This is a genomic window from Cupriavidus ulmosensis (assembly GCF_977008105.1).
Genome location: NZ_CDRMWP010000001.1, coordinates 4,099,626 through 4,118,909 on the forward strand (window position 1 = coordinate 4,099,626; position 19,284 = coordinate 4,118,909).

Consider the following 19,284-nt stretch of genomic DNA (forward strand, 5'->3'; position numbering starts at 1 on the left):
TCCGCGGCGCCGCGTGCGCGCAGTCCGCGCGGCGCGCACGCGCGCGCAAGGTGCCAGCGCCGCTTTGCCGTTGTTCCCTTGACCAGACTGACCTTCCTCACAGACAAGAAATGAAACGCGTCCTGCTCTTCCTGGCGACCAACCTCGCCGTCATGCTCGTGCTCAGCTTCACCGCCAGCCTGCTCGGCGTGAACCGCTTCCTCACCGCCAACGGGCTCAACCTCGGCATGCTGCTGGCGTTCGCCGCGCTGATGGGTTTCGGCGGCTCCTTCATCTCGCTGCTGATGTCCAGGATGATCGCCAAGTGGTCCACCGGCGCCCAGGTCATCACGCACCCGGGCAACAGCACCGAACTGTGGCTGGTGCAGACCGTGCAGAAACTGACCCAGCGCGCCGGCCTGCCGATGCCCGAGGTCGCCATCTACGAAGGCGAGCCCAACGCCTTCGCCACCGGCGCCAGCAAGAACAGCTCGCTGGTGGCGGTCTCCACCGGCCTGCTGCAAAGCATGTCGCACGACGAGGTGGAAGCCGTGCTGGCGCACGAGGTGGCCCACATCGCCAACGGCGACATGGTCACGCTCACGCTGATCCAGGGCGTGGTCAACACCTTCGTGATCTTCCTCGCGCGCGTGGTCGGCTACTTCGTGGACTCGATGCTGCGCAAGAACGACGAAGAGTCGAGCGGCCCCGGCATCGGCTACATGATCACCGTGGTGGTGTGCGAGATCGTGTTCGGCATCCTGGCCAGCATCATCGTGGCCGCCTTCTCGCGCCACCGCGAGTTCCGCGCCGACGCCGGCGCGGCCAGGCTGATGGGCACGCCCTCGCCGATGGTCGCCGCGCTGCGCCGCCTCGGCGGCCTGGAGCCCGACGGCCTGCCGCAGAACATGCAGGCGATGGGCATCGCCGGCGGCAGGTCGTGGCTGTCGCTGTTCTCCAGCCACCCGCCGATCGAGCAGCGCATCGCCGCGCTGCAGGGGCAGCGCTGAGCGGGTTTCCGCTCCCGTGGGCTTGCCCGTTCAGGCGCGGAATGCCGCCCGGTAGCGCTCGGGCGTGGTCTGCATGTGCCGCTGGAACGCTTGCCGCATCACGTCGGCATTGGTGAAGCCGGTGGCGCGGGCGATGCCTTCCAGGCGGCGGCCATCCTTCTCCAGCAGGCGCCGCGCCGCTTCCACGCGCAGGCGCTCCACGTAGCGCGCGGGCGTCTCGCCGACCTGGCGCGCGAACACGCGCGCGAAGTTGCGCGGGCTCATGGCCACGCGCTCGGCCAGCACCGGCACCGACAGGTCGCGCGCCAGGTGCTGCGCCATCCATCCCTGCAATTCCCGCAGCTCCGGGTTCTGCGCGCTCTGCGCCTGCAGCAGCGTGGAGAACTGCGCCTGGTTGCCGGGGCGCTGCAGGAACAGCACCAGCTCGCGCGCCACCGCCAGCGAGGCGGCGTGGCCGAGGTCTTCCTGCACCAGCGACAGCGCCAGGTCCATGCCGGCGGTGACGCCGGCCGAGGTGTAGAGCTCGCCGGCGCGGATCCAGATCGGGTCGGGGTCGACCTCCACCTGCGGATGCTGCGCGGCCAGCCGCGCGGCGTGGCGCCAGTGCGTGGTGGCGCGGCGCGCGTCGAGCAGGCCCGTGCGCGCCAGCACGAAGGCGCCGGTGCACACCGCGCCCAGCCGGCGCACGCGCGGCGCCTGCGCGCGGATCCAGTCGACCAGGCGGGCGTCCTCGGCCGCCGCGCGGTGGCCCGCGCCGCCGGCGATCAGCAGGGTGTCGATCGGGCCGGGCAGCATCTCGCCGATGCGGTGGTACGGCGCGTCGGCCAGCAGCCGGAGGCCGCTCTCGGTGCGCACCACGGCGTCGTCGCGCGCGCTGGCGACGCGGATGTCGTAGGCCGGCGCGGTGCGGCCTTCGAGGCGGTTGGCGTGGCCGAACACCGCGCTCGGCCCGGTCACGTCGAGTTCCTGCGCCGGGTCCGGCGCGACGATCACGACGATGCGCGGCGGATCGTCCGGCAGGGGAAGGCTGGCTGGCATGGCGTGTGTGGGAAACCTGTGGAGAGGGACGGCCCGCCGATCATACCGGCGCGCGCCGTCATCCGGCCAGCACCGCGCGGCGCGCCACGCCGCGCTGCCATCCGAGCGTGACCAGCAGCGCCACCGCCAGCGCCGGCAGCACGGCGAGGTTGACCGCCTGCCAGCCGTAGCGGTACAGCACCTGCCCGGCCGCCAGCGTGGCCAGCGCGGTCAGCGCCGCGGCGGCGAACTCGGCCAGCGCCTGGGTGCGCGTGCGCTCGGCCGGGCGGTAGCTTTCCGCCAGCAAGGTGGTGCCGCCGACGAACATGAAATTCCAGCCCACGCCCAGGCACAGCAGCGCCACGTAGAACGCCGGCACCGCGGTGGACGCCAGCGCCACCAGCGAACCCACTGCGGCGAGCGCGATGCCGCACATCAGCATCGGCCCGCGGCCAAAGCGCTGCAACAGCCAGCCCGAGAAGAACGACGGCGCGTACATGCCGACCAGGTGCCACTCGATGATCTGCGCGCCCTGGCCGATGGTGTGGCCGCACGCCACCGCGGCGATCGGCGTGGCGGTCATGACGAACATCATCACCGCGTTGCCGATGCCGTTGTTGGCGAACGCGGCCAGGAACACCGGCTGGCGCGCGATCTGCGCGAGCGGGCGCGCGGGCAGCGCGGCGCCATGCTCCCGCGCCGCGGCGTGGGCGGGCGCGTCGCGGTAGCCGAACGCCAGCAGCAGGACGGTGGCCAGCCCGAACACCGCCACCACCGCGTAGGAGCCGGCGAACGGCTGCGCCACCAGCAGGTCGCTGCTCCACGCGGCGATGGCCGGGCCGCACACCGCGGCCACCACGCCGCCGGTCAGCACCGTGGAAATCGCGCGCGGCTTGTCGGCGGCCGGCGCGGCATCGGCGGCGGCCAGCCGGTAGAAGCGCGCGAAGGCCTGGAACACGCCGACCAGCGCGGTGCCCACGCAGAACGCGGCGAAATCATGGTGCGCGATGGCCCACACCGACACCAGCCCGCCCGCGCAGCAGGCCAGCCCGCCCAGGCAGAACGCGGCGCGGCGGCCGAGGCGCTCGATCAGGAACGCCGCCGCGATGGCGGTGACGGCGGACGCCACCGTGATCAGCGCGAACGGCAGCGTGGCCAGCGCCTTGTCCGGCGCCAGCGTGTAGCCGACCAGCCCGGTCAGCGTGAGGTCGACCGACAGGGCCGAGGTGAAGAGAGCCTGGCAGACCGCCAGCAGGCGGGCTTGCGGGATCGCGGGACGTGCCATCGGGGGCGCTCCGGTAAGGACGGGCGTTGGGGATGACACCGAGCGTAAGGAAAGCGCCGCCGCGCCGGCTGACAATGATCCGTGGAATCCTGCCATGTGGATGCGGCGGGCGGCGGGCGGCGGCGGGCCGCGAACAATCAGTCAGTCAGTTGAACACGTCCTGCCGGTAGCGGCCCTGCGCGACCATGCCGGCCAGCCAGTCGGACGCCGCCGCCTCGGGCATGCCGCCCTGCTGCGCGGCGATCTCGATCAGCGTGCGGCGCACCGCGGGCGCCATCTGCCGCCCGTCGCCGCACACGTAGAGGGTGGCGCCGTCGCGCAGCAGCGCCCACACCGCGGCGCGGTCGCGCCACAGCAGGTGCTGCACGAAGCGCTGGTCCGGCGCGCCGGTGGCCGAGTACGCGGCGTGCGCCTGCACCACGCCCGCGTCCTGCCAGCACGCGATGTCGTCGCGGTACAGCCAGTCGTGCGCGGGATGGCGGCAGCCGTAATAGAGCTGGCTGGCGGCGACGCGCATGCCGGCGGCCCGCTGCGCCGCGCGCTCCTCCAGGAAGCCGCGGAACGGCGCGATGCCGGTGCCGGGGCCGACCAGGATCATCGGCCGGGCGGGATCGGCGTCGGGCGCGAACGGCGGGTTCGGCGTGCGGATGCCGGCGGCCACCACCGCGCCGGGCGCCAGTCCCTGCAGCCAGGTCGAGGCCACGCCGCGGAACATGCCGCGCCCGGACAGCGCGGGCGCCCACACCGTGCCGACCGTGATCGCGGCCACGTCCGGCGACACCGCCGGCGACGAGGCGATCGAATAGAGGCGCGGGCGCATCGCCACGGTGCAGGCCAGCAGGCCGGCCAGCGTCAGCTCGATGGCGGGATGGCGCGCCAGCACGTCGGCCAGCGCGAGGCGCGGCGCCGCCACCCGCGCGGCGTAGCCGGCGGCGGGATCGTCCGAGCCGAGCTGCTCCAGCGCGGCGCGCGTGCGCGGGCAGCGCGTGTATTGCAGCAGCGTGCGCAGGGTCTGGCGCGACACCACGTCCTGCAGCTCGATGAAGTGCGTGAGCAGCTCGCGTACCGGCAGCGCCTCTTCCAGCGGCAGGCCGCGCGCGGCGCCGGCGTGCGCGGCCGACAGCGTCGCCATCGCGTCGGGATCGAGGTCGAGCCGCGCGCACAGGTCGTCCACCACGGCCGGCTGGTTCTGCGGGTACACCGCGAGGTGGTCGCCGGTGGCGTAGCGCACGCCTTCGGGCAGGCGCAGGCGGATGTCGCGCGTGGAAGTGCGCGGCGCCTCGCGCGCGAAGTCCCACAGGCCGGCGGGATCGCTGACCAGCTCGGTATTGGCCAGCACCGTGAACGCCTGCGTGGACGGCGGCAGCGTGCCGGCGCGGATGGCGGCGATGCCGCGCAGCCGCACCGCGATCGCGCCGGCCGCGGCGGCGGGCGCGTCCGGCCCGGCGCCCTGCGCCTCGCGCAGCGCTTGCAGCGCCTGCCACAGCGCGGCCAGCCATTGCCCGGCGGCGTGGTCGAAGTCGCCGTTGCCGTCGGCCTCGCCGCGCGCCAGCAGCGGGGTGGCGCCGGCCGCGTCGAAGAACGCCTGCACGCGCTTGGGAAACGCCTGGTAGGTGGCCCATTGCGAGTTGCCGCAGCCGAGCACGGCGAAGCGCAGGCCGGGCGCGCGGTAGCCGGCAGGCGCCTGCGCCTGCGCGTCGAGCATGGCCTCGAAGCGGCGCGCCGAATCGGGCGCGCGGCCGTTGTAGGTGGCCGCCACGATCACCGCCAGCCCATCGGTCGGCAGCGTGTCCACGGCGGCGTCGAGATCGCGCAGCGTGGCGGCGAAGCCGGCCTGCAGCGCGCCCGCGTGGATCTGCTCGGCGAGCTCGCGCGCGGTGCCCAGGCTGGAGCCGCACAGCACCGCCAGCGGCAGGCCGCCGCCGTGCACCGCCGGGCGCGCGGGCTGCGCCGCGGCCGCGCCGGCCTGCGCCGCGGCGATGCGCTCGTGCGGGCGGCGCCGGCGCGCGCGCAGCGTGAAGCCGTCGGGCTTGAGCGTGAGCGTTTCCTTGATGCGGAACTGGTAGTCGTGCGGATCGCTGAACTGGAAATTGCGCAGCATCAGCGCCAGCGCCAGCTTGGCCTCGGTCAGCGCGAACTGCCGGCCGATGCAGGCGCGCTCGCCGTTGCCGAACGGCTTGTAGGCATGCGGATGGATGCGCGCCTCGTTCTCGGGCAGGAAGCGGTCGATGTCGAAGCGCTCGGGGTCGGCCCACGCCTTGGGGTCGCGGTGCAGCCCGGTGAGCACCACCGACAGGCGGCGGTCCTTCCGGATAAGGTAGCGCCCGCCCAGCAGCGTGTCCTCGAACGGCGCCACCGAGAAGCCCGGCGCGGTCGGCCACAGCCGCAGCGTTTCCTTGAGCACGCGGTCGATCACCTGCAGGCGCGCGAGGTCGGCGTAGGCCGGCGGCGCGTCGCCGGGCAGCACGGCGTCCACCTCGGTGTAGGCCTGCGCCAGCACGCCCGGATGGCGCATCAGCTCGTACAGCGCGAAGGTCAGCATGCCGCTGGTGGTCTCGTGCCCGGCGATCAGGAAGGTGATGACCTGGTTGCGGATGTTCACGTCGTCCAGGCGCTCGCCGCTGTCGGGGTCGCGCGCGTCGAGCATCAGGTTGAGCAGGTCGGGCTCGGGGGCCTGGCCGCGCGCGGCCGCCGCGCGGCGCTGCCTGACCACGTCGTCGACCAGCTCGCGCATGAAGCCGACGTCGGCGGCGAACTTGCGGTGCGCCGCGTGCATGAACTTGTCCTTGATGGCCAGGCGCGTGAGCTTGCCCATCGCTTCCTCGAGCGCGCCGACCATCGCGCCGATGAACGGATGCAGCTGCGCGCTGGCGAACGAGTCGAAGTCGTAGCCGAAGCCCGACAGCGCGATGGTGTCGAGCGTGAGGCGCGTCATGTCGTCGGCCACCGCGATGTCGGCGTCGGGCCCCTGGCGCTCCCACTTGCCGACCAGCCGGTTGGCCACGCGCAGCATCACGTCGAAATAGCCCTTCATGGCGCGCTGGCTGAACGCGGGCATCAGGATGCGGTGCGCGCGGCCCCAGTTCTCCTCGCCGTGGTCGGCGGTAAACAGGCCGTCGCCGCCGACGTCGCGCAGGTAGGACAGCGGCGGGCCGATCAGCTTGCGGAAACGGCGCCCGTCGGCCAGCTCGGCCACCAGCCCGGCATCGCTGACGAAGGCCACGCGCCGGCCGGCGAAGTTCAGCTCGAAGATGCCGTCGAACTCGCGGCTGCGCGCCAGCAGGTGCTGCGCGACCATGCCGGGCGTGACCTGCAGCAGGTTGCCGACCACGGGCCAGCCGGGCGCCTGCGGGATGGGTTCGGGCTGGCGCGCGGCCGGCGCGGCGGAGGCGGCGTCGGCGGTGGATGCCGGGTTGGAGACTGGCTGCATGTTCGGGTCACCGTTCGAAATCGGCGTGCAAGGCGCCGGGGTTGTCTCGCGTTGGTTGTTCTTGTAGGCGTAGACAAATGTCTACTTTTGCAGCAAAGTAGACGAACGTAGACCGAGTGTCAATTCCAAACCGGCATTTCACGGCGGGTGCGCACGAAGCGGCTTATCCGGCCAGACAATTCAGACAGACGGAAACCAATGGACGACGTTGCCGCCGGCAAACGCAAACTGATCGACGCCGCGCTGCGCCTGGCCGCCGCGCGGCGCAGCTTCGCCGGCCTGGGCCTGCGCGAGCTCGCGCGCGAGGCGGGGCTCAACCCCAACACCTTCTACCGCCATTTCCGCGACATGGAGGACCTCGCGCTGACCGCCGTGGCCGAGGTCGGCGCCGAGCTGCGCCCGATGCTGCGCGCGGTGCGCTGGGCGGCCGCGCGCGACAACCCGGACGAGGTGGCCACACGCGCGTGCGCGGCGTTCTTCGCCTACGCCGAGGCGCACCGGGATGCCTTTTTCGTCGGCGTGTGCGGCAGCACCGGGCCGCAGCCGGCGCTGCGCGACGCGGTGCGCCAGCTGCTGGCGGACATCGCCGCCGAGATGGCGGAGGACATCGAGCGGCTGGGGCTGTGCCCGGGCCTGCCGCGCGCGGCGCTCGACGATCTCTCGGGCTACGTGGTGTCCTACCTGTTCCACCTGTCGACCGACTATCTCGAAGCCGACGCGGCGGGCCGCCGCCGGCGCATCGAGCAGTCGCGGCAACTGGTGTGCTGGCTGCTGCGCGGCGCCGCCGCGCAGCAAGGCGGGCGCGCGCAAGCGGCAGCACCAGCACCATCGGCAGCCGCGGCGCGCAAACGCAAGCCGCGGCAGGCGCAGCCGCACTGAACGCGGCGGGCGCCGGCGCTCAGGCCAGCCGCGCGTAGCCGGCGGCCACCGCGGCGCGCGCCATGTGCGTCACCGGCGCGTAGTGCGCGAGGCCGGTGCGGGCGATGCCGCGCAGCCGCAGCCGCCGCGCCAGCGCGGGCTCGGCCTCGATCACGCGCGCCAGCACGTCGCCCACGCGCGCGCTCTGCGCCGGGCTGGCATGGCGCGAGCACACCAGCGGCAGGCCGGGCGCCGACGCGGTGCCGGCGATCTGGCGCAGCGCCGCCAGCCGTCCGGGCAGGTGGTCGCGCGCGAAGGCCAGCGTGACGCAGTCGATGGCCGCCACGTCGGCGTCGCCGCGCGCCACGGCGTCGAGCGAGGCCAGGTGCGAGCCGGTGCACAGCGCCGCGGCGAAGAAGCGCCCGCCGCGCGCCAGCGGCGCCACCGCGTGGCGCAGCGCGTTCATGCCGCTGTGCGAGGCCTCGTCGTTGTACGCCACGCGCAGCCCGCGGCAATCGGCCAGGCTGTCGGGGCCGTCGGCGCGCGCCACGATCGCGCTGCGATAGCGCTCGCCGTCGCAGCCCGGCGCGTCGAACAGCGGCGTGCCGATCACGCGCACGTGGCGCTGCAGGCCCTGCACCAGCGGGTAGCCGCAGGTCTGCGACAGCAGCAGGTCGGGGCGGCGCCAGAATTCGTGCAGTTGCGCATGCGTGGCGCCGGGCTCGACGGCGCGCAGGAACAGCGGATCGCGCCCGCGCGCGAGCACCGCCGCCACGCGCGCGATCAGGGCCAGCCAGTCTTCGCGCAGCGCGGGCGATACGTTGTACATGGGCAGCGCGGCCACCCAGTGCCGGCGGTCATCCATGCGCGCTCACCCGGTCAGGCGCGCGCGCGCGTCGTTGCCGGCCCGCCGGTCTGCCGTGGCGGGTGTGGCAGGCATGGCCGGCGTGGCCACGGCGGCGCCGCGGAACAGCGGATGCACCACCGGCGCGGCGGGCCGCAGCGCGAAGCGCGCCAGCCATTCGCCGTACCCGTTCACCACGAAGCCGCCGCTGCGCCGCCGGTAGCCCGCCGCGCGCGCGCGATAGACGCGCCCGAGGGCAAACCACGGCAGCGCCGGCAAGTCGTGGTGGACCAGGTGGAAGTTGTTGTTGAGGAACAGCAGCCGCCACGGCCACGCCGCCTCGTTGAGCACGCTGCGCCGCGCCGGCAGCGCGTGCGGGCGGTGCTCCTGGAACGAGCGCACCGACGACAGCGCCAGCGCGGGATAGGCCACGCCCGCCAGCATCAGCCACGGCGCGATGCCGCACGCGCGGTCGAGCCACAGCAGCAGCGCGGCCAGCGCGAGCAGGTGCGCGGCCCACATCGGCAGATCGCGCAGGTCGCCGGCGCGCAACCGGCGCGCGGCGTCGGCCGCGCTGCGCGCGATGGCGAAGGCCGGGCCCAGCAGCACGCGCCCCGCCATCGTGTTGCGCCAGCGCAGCAGCGTGCGCCGCAGGGGACCGGCGGCCTGCCAGTCGCCCGGCAGCAGGAAGTAGCTCTCCGGATCGGCGCCGGGATGGGTCAGGTCGTCGTGCGCGTGATGCCGCAGGTGCTCGCGGCGGTAGAGCCCGTAAGGAAACCACACCGCCAGCGGCGCCATGCCGAACAGCGCGTTGAGCCACGGCAGGCGCGTGGGATGGCCGTGCAGCAGTTCGTGCTGCAGCGACATGTACCAGGTGGAGGCGAGTACCAGCAGCGCCAGCGCGAGCGGCAGGCCCAGGCGGGCCGCGTTGAGCGCCGCGCCGAACCACAGCGCGTAGACCGCCGCGATCAGCAGCCAGGTGGGCAGTTCGGTGCGCCAGAGCCAGGCGCGGCTGGCGCGCGCGATGTCCGCGCGCTGGAGGTCGTCCAGGTAGATTGCCATTGCGTCATCGTGGAACGGTGGCGGGCTGTACGGCAATCGAGGCGATGCGGACACCCAGGGCGTCGCGGCCGGCGGCGCCGGCACGAAACGTCAGTCCAGCTTACGCGCCGTGGCGCAAAACGGAACGAAGGAAAGCCGATATGGATATGCATGCCCGCAAGCGGCCTGCGCATGCGGCGCAGGTGGCGCACGGAGGGCGCGCCACGGGCTCAGTCGAGCACCTTGCCGCGCATGGCCTTGACCTGGCTGCGCTGGCTCTTGCCTTCGAGCCGCCGCATGCGCGAGCCGAAGGTGGGCCGCGTGGGGCGCCGCGCGCGCGGCGGCGTGGCCACGCTGCGCACCAGTTCGTGCAGGCGCCGCACGGCTTCCTCGCGGTTCATCTCCAGGCTGCGGTGCTGCTGCGCCTTGATCACCACCACGCCGTCGCGCGTGATGCGGTGGTCGTGCAATTGCAGCAGGCGCGCCTTGTGGTCCTCGTCCAGCGACGCCGACGCGCGCACGTCGAAGCGCAGGTGGACCGCGTTGGAGACCTTGTTGATGTTCTGCCCGCCCGCGCCCTGCGCGCGGATCGCGGTGATCTCGTACTCGGTGTGGGGGATGACGGTTTCGCTGGACATCGGGCAATGATAGCAAGCGCGCCGGCCCGCCGTGGCGGGCGGCGCTGCCGGGGCCGGTCAGGCGATGGCCGCGAGCTTGACGATGTGCAGGCTGGCGCGGCCCTGAAGCACCTTGCCCAGCGCGGCGAGGGCCGCGCCGCGGCCGTGCTGCGCGAGCGCGTCCTCGTCGCGCCAGCGCTCCAGCATCACGAAGCGGCCGGCGTCGTCGAGGTCGCGGTGCAGCTCGTAGTATTCGCAGCCGGGCTCCAGCCGCACCTGCGCGACGGCTTCGCGCAGCGCCGCTTCGACCAGCTGCAGGTGGGCCGGCTCCGGCACGATGGTGGCGACCACCGCCACGGGCGGCTTGCGGGATTCGGTCATGATGGCTCCTGTCGGTTAGGCAAAACCCCGATCATCCCCCAATCCGCGCCGGCCGGGAATGCGCCGGCGCGCAAAAGAGTTTCCCTAATCCGGCGCAAATGGCGCCGCCACCGATTGCCCGGCCGGCTAGTCGACCTGCGCGTTGGAGCGCTTCACCACCGCGGTCCATTTCTGGATCTCGCCGTTGACGAAGCGCGGCAGCTGCGCGGTGTCGAGCCTGGCGATCTCCAGCCCCTGCTCCGCCAGCTTCTTCTGCACGCCCGGTTCCTGCATCACCGCCTGCATCGCGCCGGCCAGCCGCCTGCGCACCTCGTCGTCCAGCCCGGCCGGGCCGGCGAGCATGAACCACGCGGTCAGGTCGAAGCCGGGATAGCCCGATTCCGCCACGGTCGGCACCTCGGGCGCGCTCACCGAGCGCTGCTGGCTGCTGACGGCCAGCGCGCGCAGCTTGTGGGCCTTGAGGTAAGGCAGCACCGCGACCGGGTGGTAGAACATGAAGTCGACCTGCCCGCCCAGCACCGCGGTCAGCGCCTGCCCGCCTTCCTTGAACGGCACGTGCGTCATGCTGATGCCGGCCATCGACTTGAGCAGCTCGCCGGCGAGATGGCCCGAGGTGCCGCTGCCGGCCGAGCCGAACGACAGCTTGTCCGGATTGGCGCGCGCGTAGGCCACCAGCTCGGCCAGCGTCTTGTACGGCGCGTCGGCGCGCACCACCAGCAGCGTGGGCGTGTAGCCGGGCATGGCCAGGTACGCGAAGTCCTTGCCCGGGTCGTACGGCAGGTTGCGGTAGAGCGCCTTGTTGATGGCCAGCGTGCCGACCGTGCCGAAGGTCAGCGTGTAGCCGTCGCCTCTGGACTTGGCCACGTAGTCGGTGCCGATGGCGCCGCCGGCGCCGGCCTTGTTCTCCACCACGAAGGGCTGGCCGAGCTTCTTCGCCATCGCCTCGCCGAGGATGCGCGCGGTGATGTCGGTCGAGGTGCCGCCGCCGAACGGCACCACCAGCCGCACCGGCCGCGACGGATAGTCCTGCGCCTGTGCTTGCGCCGGCGCTTGCACCAGCATGAAGCCGGCTGCGCAGCTCATGGCCAGCATCGCGGCCATCATGGTCTTTTTCATGTCTCCTCCTGTTTTTTTTCGGCTTACCTGGAACCGGTCTGCGCCGCGCCGCGCGTTCGCGCCAGCGCGGCGCGCACTTCCTCGTTGTGCTCGCCCAGCAGCGGCGGCGCCATGACGTCGAGCGCGCGCTCGCCGTCGAACGACACCGGGCTGCGCACGGTCCTGAACTCGCCCAGCGTGGGATGGGTGCCCGTGATCAGCAATTGCAGGTGCCTGGCCTGCGGGTCTTCCAGCGCCTCGCTGGTGTCGTACATCGGCGCGTGCGGCACGTCCTCGGCCTGCAGCCGCTCGCACCATTGCGCGCGCGTGCGCTGGCGGAACAGCTCGCCGAGCAGGTCGATCAGCGCCTGCTGGTTGGCGATGCGCTGCTCGCGCGTGGCGAAGCGCGCGTCGGTAAACAGCGCGGGCCGCTCGATCGCGTTGGCCAGCCCCTGCCAGAATTTCTCGGGCGAGGACATATGCAGCGCGATCCATTTGCCGTCCGCGCATGCCAGCACGTAGGACTGCGACACGCTGGGCCGGCTGTACGGCCCCATCACCTCGCCCGCCGCATAGTAGTGCGTGAAGGCGTCGAGGTTGAAGTGGCTCATCGCCTCCAGCATCGACACCTCGACCTTGCGGCCAACGCCGGTGCGGTTGCGCTCGTGCAGCGCGCCGAGGATGCCGTAGGCGGCGTAGAAGCCGGTCATCGCGTCGGCGATGGCGGGGCCGACCACGCGCGGGTTCTCCGGGTTGATGAGCAGGTTGAGGAAGCCGCTGGCCGCCTGCGCCACGGTGTCGTAGCTCGGGCGCGCGGCGGCCGGGCCGGTCGCGCCGAAGCCGCTGATGGCGCAGTAGATCAGGCGCGGGTTGAGCGCGCGCAGCCGTTCCTCGCCGGCGCCCAGGCGCTCGGCCGCGCCGGGGCGGAAGTTCTGGATGTAGACGTCGGCCTCGCGCACGAGGTCGTCGAAGATCTCCAGGTCCTCGGCGTTCTTGGTGTTGAGCGTGATGCTGCGCTTGTTGCGGTTGTAGGTCTGGAAATGCGGGCTGTACAGGCCGCCCTTGAACGCGCGGAACGGGTCGCCCGTGTCCGGCTGCTCCAGCTTGATGACGTCGGCGCCGAGGTCGCCCAGCAGCATGCCGGCGGCGGGCCCGGTGATGAACGTGCCTTGCTCCAGGACTTTCACGCCCTGCAGAACCTTGATCATGGATGCTCCTTGCTCACGCTGATGTGCCGCTGCATGTGCGCGTTCACGCGCGCGGATCGAAACCCGCCGGCGCGGCGCCCGTGTAGACCACCTCGCGCGTGGCCTGGTACGACAGCGCGAAGCCGATCGACTGGCGCAGCTCCTCGCTGAGATGGGCGATCAGCCCGCCGGTGCGCGCCAGGATCGGCACGCCCTTGAGCGCGTTGAGCGGAAAGCCCACGCCAAGCAGCACGGCGGGAATCGCCGCCGAGACGTTGAGGCTCAGGTCCTTGCCGACGATGCCCGGGATCGCCGCCTCGACCGCCTCGGCGATGTCGATGTAGGTCAGGTCCGCGCCGGCCTCGCGCGCCACCGCGAACAGCGCCGCCACGCGCGGATCGCGCGCCTTGTGCAGCGGATGGCCGTAGCCGGGAATCGCGCGGCGCGCCTCGCGCCAGGCCGACACCACCGCGGCGGCGGCCTGCGCCTTCGCCTCCCCGCCGGCGATGCGCGCGCGCACTTCCTCGAGCAGGTGGCCGGCGCTCTCGGACGCGCCGAGGATGACCGAGCCGCAGCCGAGGATGCCCGCCGCCACCGCGCCCTGCAGCGCGTCGGGCGCGGCCGCCAGCGTCATGCGGCTGGCCTGCACGCTCGGCACCAGGCCATGCTCGGCGATGGCCACCAGCGTGGCGTCGACCACCTTGAGCGCGGCCGCGCCGGGCCGGCGGCCGGTGACGAGGAAGTAGAAGTATTCGGTGAAGCTGAGCTTGCCGATCAGGTCCTGGCACAGGTCCGCGCCGCGCACCACGATGGTCTCGGTGTTGGACGTGCTGATGCCGGTCTGCGGGATGGTTTCCTTGCCGATCTTCATGGTTGCGCTGTCTCCGTAGCTGGAATGGGCCGGGCGCGTGGCCGGGCCTCGTGTCGTGTATGGGCAGTCTATGGGCGGCGCGTCACAGATGGAAATGATGAATATCGATCCAAATGATCGATGGCATCTATGTAAAATGCGGCGCATGTCCCGCACTGATGGTGGAATGCCGTGGAACTCCGACACCTGCGCTACTTCGAGGCGCTCGCCGAGACGCTCAATTTCACGCGCGCGGCCGAGCGCATGCACGTCACGCAGTCGACGCTGTCGCACCAGATCCGGCAGCTGGAAGAGGAAGTGGGCCAGCCGCTGTTCGACCGCGCCGGCAAGCGCGTGTCGATCACCGAGGCCGGCGAGACGCTGCTGCTCCACATCGGCCCGGCGCTGCGGCAGGTGGACCATGCCATCCACGCCGTGCGCGGCGGCGAGGAGCCGCTGGTGGGCGAGGTCCGCATCGGCGCCACGCACAGCTTCAACATCCAGCTCATCCCGCAGTGCGTGGCGTCGTTCCTGAACCGCTATCCGGCCGTGCGCGTCATCGTGGAGGAGCTCAGCGCCGCCGACATCACGCGGCGCATCGTCGCCGGCGAGCTGGACCTGGGCGTGTCGTACCGGCCCGAGCAGAGCGAGGCGCTATGGTTCGAGCCGCTGTACAACGAGGAACTGAAGCTGGTGGTCGGCGAGCGCCACCCGCTGGCGGGCCGCCGGCGCGCGCGCATGGTGGAGCTGCACGGCATGCGCATGGTGCTGCTGCCGGCGTATTTCGCCACGCGGCAGCTGCTCGACGAGTGCTTTCGCGCGGCCGGGGCCGAGCCGCTGGTCATCGCCGAGCTCAACTCGATCGCGCCGATGCTGGAACTGGTGCGGCAGACCGACCTCGCCGCCGTGATCGGCGAAAGCGCCGACTCCGGCAACGAGCGCCTGCGCTTCATCCCGCTGGAAAGCCCCACGCCGCACCGCACGCCGGGCCTGCTGTGGAAGCGCGGCGCGCAGCGCGCCACGCCGGTGCGGTTCTTCGCCACCGCGGTGCGGCGCGCGGTGGCGCGGCTGGAGGGCGAGCGGGGCTGACGGCGCAGCCCCGGCCCGCACCCGGTCTCAGTCGATCTTCGCCCCGCTCTGCGCGATCAGCTCGACGTCGAGCTTGCCTTCGTGCGCGGCGAACGCCTTGAACTCGGCCGGGGAGCGCGAGGGCGCGGCTTCCTCGCCGCGGCCGGCCAGCTGCTTTTGCAGCGCGGGCTCGATCAGCACCCTGGCCGAGGCGGCGAACAGGCGGTCGACGACGGCCTGCGGCGTGCCGGCCGGCGCGAACAGGCCGTACCAGTTGGAGAGGCTGTAGCCGGGCACGCCGGCTTCGGCGATGGTCGGGTAGCTCGGCATCACCGCCGAGCGCTTCGCCGAGGTGACGGCGAGCGGCACCACCTTGCCGGCATCGATCATCGGCTGCACCGAGGCCGGCGTGGCGAAGCTGACCTGCGCGTCGCCGGCGGCCACCGCCTGCGCGGACTGCGCGCCGCCCTTGTACGGGACGTGGGTCATGGTGACGCCGGCGAGCCGGGTGAAGTGCACGCCGGCGAGGTGCGTGATGACGCCGTTGCCGGACGACGAGTAGTTCAGCGAGCCCGGCTGCTGCTTCGCCTTCTGCACGAGCTCGGCGACGTTGCGGATGCCCGCGGTCTTGCCCGCCACCAGCAGCAGCGGCGCGGTGGTCAGCTGCGTGACCGGGATGAAGTCCGCCGGCGTGTAGCGCAGCTTCTTGTACAGCGCGTTGTCGCCGCCCATCAGGCTGGCGCCGCCGATGTACAGCGTGTAGCCGTCGGGTGGCGACTTGGCGGCGAAGTCGGCGGCGATGGTGGTGCCGGCGCCCGGGCGGTTGTCGATCAGCACGGGCTGCTTCAGCTCCTTGGCGAGCGCGTCGCCGTAGATGCGCGCGATGGTGTCGGCCGCGCCGCCGGGCGGAAAGCCGATGACGATGCGCAGCGGCCGGGACGGATAGGCGTCCTGGGCCGCCGCGGTGCCGGCGACGCCGGCGATGCTGAATGCGGCGGCGGCAAGCAGCCGGCTTGTGTGGCAAAGCATGATGTCTCCTCTTGGTTTTTTATGTCTTGCGATGCGCCGCCTCGGGCAGCGCGTACCGCGAACGCGCGGGCGGCTCATGCCCGCGCGCGTCACCGCATGTCGCCGCGCGCCGCCACGCAGGCGGCACGTCTAGCGCCCGCGGAACGCGGGCCGCCGCTTCTCGGCAAAGGCCTGCCGCCCTTGCGCGTAGTCCTCGCTCGCCGCGGCGCCGTCGACCAGCGCCTGCACAGCGGCATCCGTCATCGGGCCGTCGCCCGAGGCCAGGCTGTTGAGGATCGCCTTGGCGCCGCTGATCGACAGCGGCGCGTTGTCGGCCAGCACCGCGGCGGCCTGCCGGGTGCTGGCGAGAGCATCCCCGGCGATGGCGTCGACGAGGCCGATGCGGTAGGCGTCGGCGGCGTCGAGCCGCCCGCCCGAGAACAGGATGTGCTTGGCGTTGGCCAGCCCGACCAGGTGGAACAGGCGGCGCGTGCCCTTGATGCCGTAGACGATGGACAGGCGCGCCGCGGGAATCGCGAACTGCGCGGCGGGCACCGCGTGGCGGAAATCGCACGCCATCGCCACGTTGACGGCGCCGCCCATGCAGAAGCCGTTGATGGCGGCGATGGTCGGCTTCGATACCGCCTCGATGGCGTCGCAGCAGCCGTCCACGGCCTGCTCGTAGTCGGCCACCTGATGCTCGTTGGCGCGCACGGTGGCGAACTCGGCGATGTCGGCGCCGGCGCAGAAGCTGGCGCCGGTGCCGGTCAGCGCGATCACGCGCACGTCGTCGCGCGCGTCGAGTCCGGTCATGGCGCGGCCGAGCGCGCGCCACATCGCCAGCGTGAGCGAGTTGCGCTTCTCGGCGCGGTCGATGGCGACGATGGCGAGGCCGTCCTCGATCGTCAGCCGGAGGTGCGGATGGGGCCGCGGCAGTTCGGCGGCGCGCGGGGCGGCAGTTGCGGTTGCGGTTGCGGTGTGCATGCTGGTCTCCGTCGTCGTCAAAGGGCTGCCGCCTCGGCCGGCGAGGGCGCGCCGGCGGGGGCGGGCTCGCCTGCCTGGAACACCGCGCCGCTGGCCACCAGCCGCGCGATCTCCGCGTCGGAGAAATGGAAGTCGCGCAGCACCGCCGCGGTGTCCTGGCCCACGCGCGGCGGCGCGCCGGCGGCGATGTTCGTGGTGCCGTTGAACAGGATCGGCAGGCCGAGCGCGCGCGTGGTGCCGCCATCGGGCGCGTCCACGTCCACCACCATGCGCACCGCGCGCGACTGCTCGTGCTCGAGCGCCTGCCCGACGTCCTGCACCGGGCCGGCGGGAATGGCGGCGGCGTCGAAGCGCTCGAGCCAGGTGGCGAGCGTCCCGGTGGCGAGCACGGCCTCGATCAGCGTGGCGAGCGTCTTGCGGTTGGCCAGGCGCAGGTCGGGCGTGTCGAAGCGCGCGTCGTCCTTCCATTCGGGGTGGCCGAGGATGTCGGCGATGCGCTCCCAGTTGGCCTGGTTGGCGCCGCCGATGGCCACGCGCCCGTCCTGGCAGCGGTAGACCTGGTACGGCGCGATCAGCGGATGCGCGGTGCCCGACGGCTTGGGGACGATGCCGCGCGAGAAATAGCCGGCGGCGTACCAGTAGAGCTGCTGCATCGACGCCTGCAGCAGCGAGGTGTCCACGCGCTGGCCCTTGCCGGTGCGCAGGCGGTGGATGTAGGCGGCGAGGATGCCGACCGCCGCCAGCACGCCGGCGTTGACGTCGGCGATGGAGACGCCGGGCTTGACCGGCTCGCCGCCGTCCTCGCCGGTGACGCTGATGAGGCCGCTGAACGCCTGCAGGATCAGGTCGAAGCCGCCCTTCTTGGCGAGCGGGCCCTCGCGGCCGTAGCCGGTGATGGAGCAGTAGATCAGCGCCGGATTCACTTCGCGCAGCACCTCGTAGCCGAGCCCGAGGCGCTCCATCACGCCCAGCCGGAAGTTCTCGGTGAGCACGTCGGCCTGCGCCACCATGCGCAGCAGCGCGGCCTTGCCTTGCTCGGACTTGACGTTGATGCCGATCGAGCGCTTGCCGCGGTTGAGCATCATGAACGAGGGCGGCAGGCCGCTGTCGCCTTCGCGGCGGTAGTTGCGCGCGTCGTCGCCGCCCGGGAATTTCTCGACCTTGTAGACCTCGGCGCCCATGTCCGCCAGCATCAGCCCGCAGGTCGGCCCCGCCATGATCTGGGACAGCTCAAGGACCTTGACGCCCCGCAGCGGCTGCTCGAACGCCTCGCCGGCGTGGTCCGCCGCGTGCGCGTGGTTCGCTTCGTTCATCTCCACCTTCCTCGTTCATTTGCGATGGCCGGCTCGGGCACGGATGCCGGCGGCCTCTGGTACGCACCAGTATAAGAACGCCGTCGCTCGCAAAAAAATATGGAATGTGGATGGGTCGATAGGAAATTACGATGGATGCGCCGACGGCGAATCCGCTGCCGGCGCATCCGCCGCCGATGAGCGCGGTGCCGGCGGACGCACCGTCAGCGGCGAGCCCGGCAGCGCCTGCGTGCCCTTCCACGCGCCCGAGGCCAGCAGCCGGCCCACGATGGCGATCACGGTGGCGCGCACCACCTCGGCCGCGCGGCTCAGCGGCAGCACGTCCGACACGCACAGCGAGATCTCGCGGTCCAGCCGGTAGCCGGAGATCGGCAGCGTGGCGATGCGCGTCTGGCGCGACACCTCGTCCGAGAGCGCCGACCACGGCAGCACGGTCCAGCCCAGGTCGGCCGCGACCAGGCGGATCAGCATGTCGGTGGCGCTGATCTCGCTGACCAGGCGGTACTTCAGGCGCTTCTGCAGCAGCGCGGCGTCCACGCGCTGGCGGATCGTGCTCGGCGCGCTCGGCAGGATCAGCGGGCTGTCGGCGAGCTCCCGGAGCTTGAGCGCCTGCCGCTCGCCTGCGGCGGCCTGCGGCAGCACGGCGTAGAGCGCCTCGGTGAACAGCGGCGTGATCTGCGCGCCGCGCCGGGGCTGGGCGTCCACGGTGACGGCGATGTCCAGCTTGCCGGCGGCGACGAGGTCGACCAGCTCCGCGCTGGGCCGCTCCACGATCTCCAGCAGGATCGCGCCGTCGGCGAGGATCTCGCGCAGCAGCGGCTCGGCCAGCATCTTGCCGGTGCTGCCGGGAATGCCGATGGCGGTGCGGCCGGTCGGATGCAGCGCCTCCTGCGACACCGCCTGGCGCACGTCTTCCTGCTGCCGCAGCAGCGACTTGGCGTAGCCGTACAGCACTTCGCCGGGGCTGGTCAGGCGCGCGCCGTAGACGCCGCGGTCGAGCAGCCGCGTGCCGAACTCCGCCTCCAGGTTGGCGATCTGCTGGCTCAGCGCGGGCTGGGCGATGCACAGCACCTCGGAGGCGCGCGTCATGTTGCCCAGCTCGGCGATCTTGACGAAGTATTTCAACTGCTTGAATTCCATCCCGCGCTTGCCCTCCCGATCCGCCGCCGCGCCCGCCGGCGGCGGGGCATTCGATAAGAATAAGCGATGGAGCAATACCGATTCAATATTTTTACTCGATTGAAGTCCTCCCTATACTTGATGCCACAAAAAGGGAGCCTTGCCAAAGAGGCGACGCCCGGCGCGAGCGCGCGGCCG

At 72.2% G+C, this 19,284-nt stretch carries 17 protein-coding genes; 3 read left to right on the forward strand and 14 right to left on the reverse strand.

Annotation, left to right across the window (positions count from 1 at the left end; translation table 11 throughout):
• The first annotated feature begins 110 nt into the window (after window positions 1-110).
• A complete protein-coding gene (gene htpX / locus ACWTPI_RS18985; RefSeq protein WP_454732341.1) occupies window positions 111-989 on the forward strand; it encodes a protease HtpX in 879 nt (292 codons plus the stop codon).
• 30 nt (window positions 990-1,019) lie between these two features.
• Here the strand turns inward: htpX and ACWTPI_RS18990 are convergent, their stop codons facing one another.
• The 3 genes from ACWTPI_RS18990 to ACWTPI_RS19000 all read right to left on the reverse strand — a co-directional run bounded on the left by ACWTPI_RS18990 (window position 1,020) and on the right by ACWTPI_RS19000 (window position 6,721).
• A complete protein-coding gene (locus ACWTPI_RS18990) occupies window positions 1,020-2,027 on the reverse strand; it encodes a GlxA family transcriptional regulator (RefSeq protein WP_454732342.1) in 1,008 nt (335 codons plus the stop codon).
• Between the two features lie 58 nt (window positions 2,028-2,085).
• Window positions 2,086-3,291 carry an MFS transporter gene (locus ACWTPI_RS18995; protein WP_454732343.1) on the reverse strand — a complete coding sequence of 402 codons (1,206 nt, stop codon included), beginning with the start codon at window positions 3,289-3,291 and terminating at the stop codon, window positions 2,086-2,088.
• A gap of 145 nt (window positions 3,292-3,436) precedes the next feature.
• Window positions 3,437-6,721 carry a bifunctional cytochrome P450/NADPH--P450 reductase gene (locus tag ACWTPI_RS19000; RefSeq protein WP_454732344.1) on the reverse strand — a complete coding sequence of 1,095 codons (3,285 nt, stop codon included), beginning with the start codon at window positions 6,719-6,721 and terminating at the stop codon, window positions 3,437-3,439.
• Window positions 6,722-6,919: 198 nt separating this feature from the next.
• Here ACWTPI_RS19000 and ACWTPI_RS19005 point away from each other — a divergent pair, with 198 nt between their 5' ends.
• The gene (locus ACWTPI_RS19005; RefSeq protein WP_059410887.1) at window positions 6,920-7,600 is read left to right on the forward strand and encodes a TetR family transcriptional regulator; all 681 of its coding nucleotides are present in this window, start codon (window positions 6,920-6,922) and stop codon (window positions 7,598-7,600) included.
• A 19-nt stretch (window positions 7,601-7,619) separates the two neighbouring features.
• Here ACWTPI_RS19005 and ACWTPI_RS19010 read toward each other — a convergent pair whose 3' ends face one another.
• The 7 genes from ACWTPI_RS19010 to ACWTPI_RS19040 all read right to left on the reverse strand — a co-directional run bounded on the left by ACWTPI_RS19010 (window position 7,620) and on the right by ACWTPI_RS19040 (window position 13,615).
• Window positions 7,620-8,444: a phosphate/phosphite/phosphonate ABC transporter substrate-binding protein gene (locus ACWTPI_RS19010; protein WP_454732345.1), complete on the reverse strand. Its 825-nt coding sequence runs from the start codon at window positions 8,442-8,444 to the stop codon at window positions 7,620-7,622.
• Between the two features lie 6 nt (window positions 8,445-8,450).
• Window positions 8,451-9,485 (reverse strand): fatty acid desaturase, encoded by a 1,035-nt coding sequence (locus ACWTPI_RS19015; RefSeq protein ID WP_454732346.1) that lies wholly within the window; start codon window positions 9,483-9,485, stop codon window positions 8,451-8,453.
• 209 nt (window positions 9,486-9,694) lie between these two features.
• The gene (gene arfB, locus ACWTPI_RS19020) at window positions 9,695-10,102 is read right to left on the reverse strand and encodes an alternative ribosome rescue aminoacyl-tRNA hydrolase ArfB (RefSeq protein WP_020200403.1); all 408 of its coding nucleotides are present in this window, start codon (window positions 10,100-10,102) and stop codon (window positions 9,695-9,697) included.
• 57 nt (window positions 10,103-10,159) lie between these two features.
• Entirely contained in the window at window positions 10,160-10,462 is a 303-nt protein-coding gene (locus ACWTPI_RS19025) for a putative quinol monooxygenase (protein WP_454732347.1), read from the reverse strand.
• Between the two features lie 126 nt (window positions 10,463-10,588).
• The gene (locus ACWTPI_RS19030) at window positions 10,589-11,578 is read right to left on the reverse strand and encodes a Bug family tripartite tricarboxylate transporter substrate binding protein (protein WP_020200405.1); all 990 of its coding nucleotides are present in this window, start codon (window positions 11,576-11,578) and stop codon (window positions 10,589-10,591) included.
• A 23-nt stretch (window positions 11,579-11,601) separates the two neighbouring features.
• On the reverse strand, window positions 11,602-12,765 hold the full coding sequence (locus tag ACWTPI_RS19035) for a CaiB/BaiF CoA transferase family protein (RefSeq protein WP_454732348.1): 1,164 nt from the start codon (window positions 12,763-12,765) through the stop codon (window positions 11,602-11,604).
• Between the two features lie 43 nt (window positions 12,766-12,808).
• Window positions 12,809-13,615, reverse strand: a complete 807-nt coding sequence (locus tag ACWTPI_RS19040) for a citryl-CoA lyase (protein ID WP_020200408.1) — start codon at window positions 13,613-13,615, stop codon at window positions 12,809-12,811.
• 171 nt (window positions 13,616-13,786) lie between these two features.
• Here ACWTPI_RS19040 and ACWTPI_RS19045 point away from each other — a divergent pair, with 171 nt between their 5' ends.
• A complete protein-coding gene (locus tag ACWTPI_RS19045) occupies window positions 13,787-14,683 on the forward strand; it encodes a LysR substrate-binding domain-containing protein (protein WP_020200409.1) in 897 nt (298 codons plus the stop codon).
• Between the two features lie 27 nt (window positions 14,684-14,710).
• Here the strand turns inward: ACWTPI_RS19045 and ACWTPI_RS19050 are convergent, their stop codons facing one another.
• The 4 genes from ACWTPI_RS19050 to ACWTPI_RS19065 form a co-directional block, all read right to left on the reverse strand.
• Entirely contained in the window at window positions 14,711-15,691 is a 981-nt protein-coding gene (locus ACWTPI_RS19050) for a Bug family tripartite tricarboxylate transporter substrate binding protein (RefSeq protein ID WP_020200410.1), read from the reverse strand.
• A gap of 129 nt (window positions 15,692-15,820) precedes the next feature.
• On the reverse strand, window positions 15,821-16,654 hold the full coding sequence (locus tag ACWTPI_RS19055) for an enoyl-CoA hydratase-related protein (RefSeq protein ID WP_454732349.1): 834 nt from the start codon (window positions 16,652-16,654) through the stop codon (window positions 15,821-15,823).
• Window positions 16,655-16,671: 17 nt separating this feature from the next.
• Window positions 16,672-17,967, reverse strand: coding sequence for a CaiB/BaiF CoA transferase family protein (locus ACWTPI_RS19060; RefSeq protein ID WP_020200412.1), 1,296 nt, complete (start codon window positions 17,965-17,967; stop codon window positions 16,672-16,674).
• 126 nt (window positions 17,968-18,093) lie between these two features.
• Entirely contained in the window at window positions 18,094-19,107 is a 1,014-nt protein-coding gene (locus ACWTPI_RS19065) for a LysR substrate-binding domain-containing protein (RefSeq protein ID WP_454732350.1), read from the reverse strand.
• Window positions 19,108-19,284: the final 177 nt, after the last annotated feature.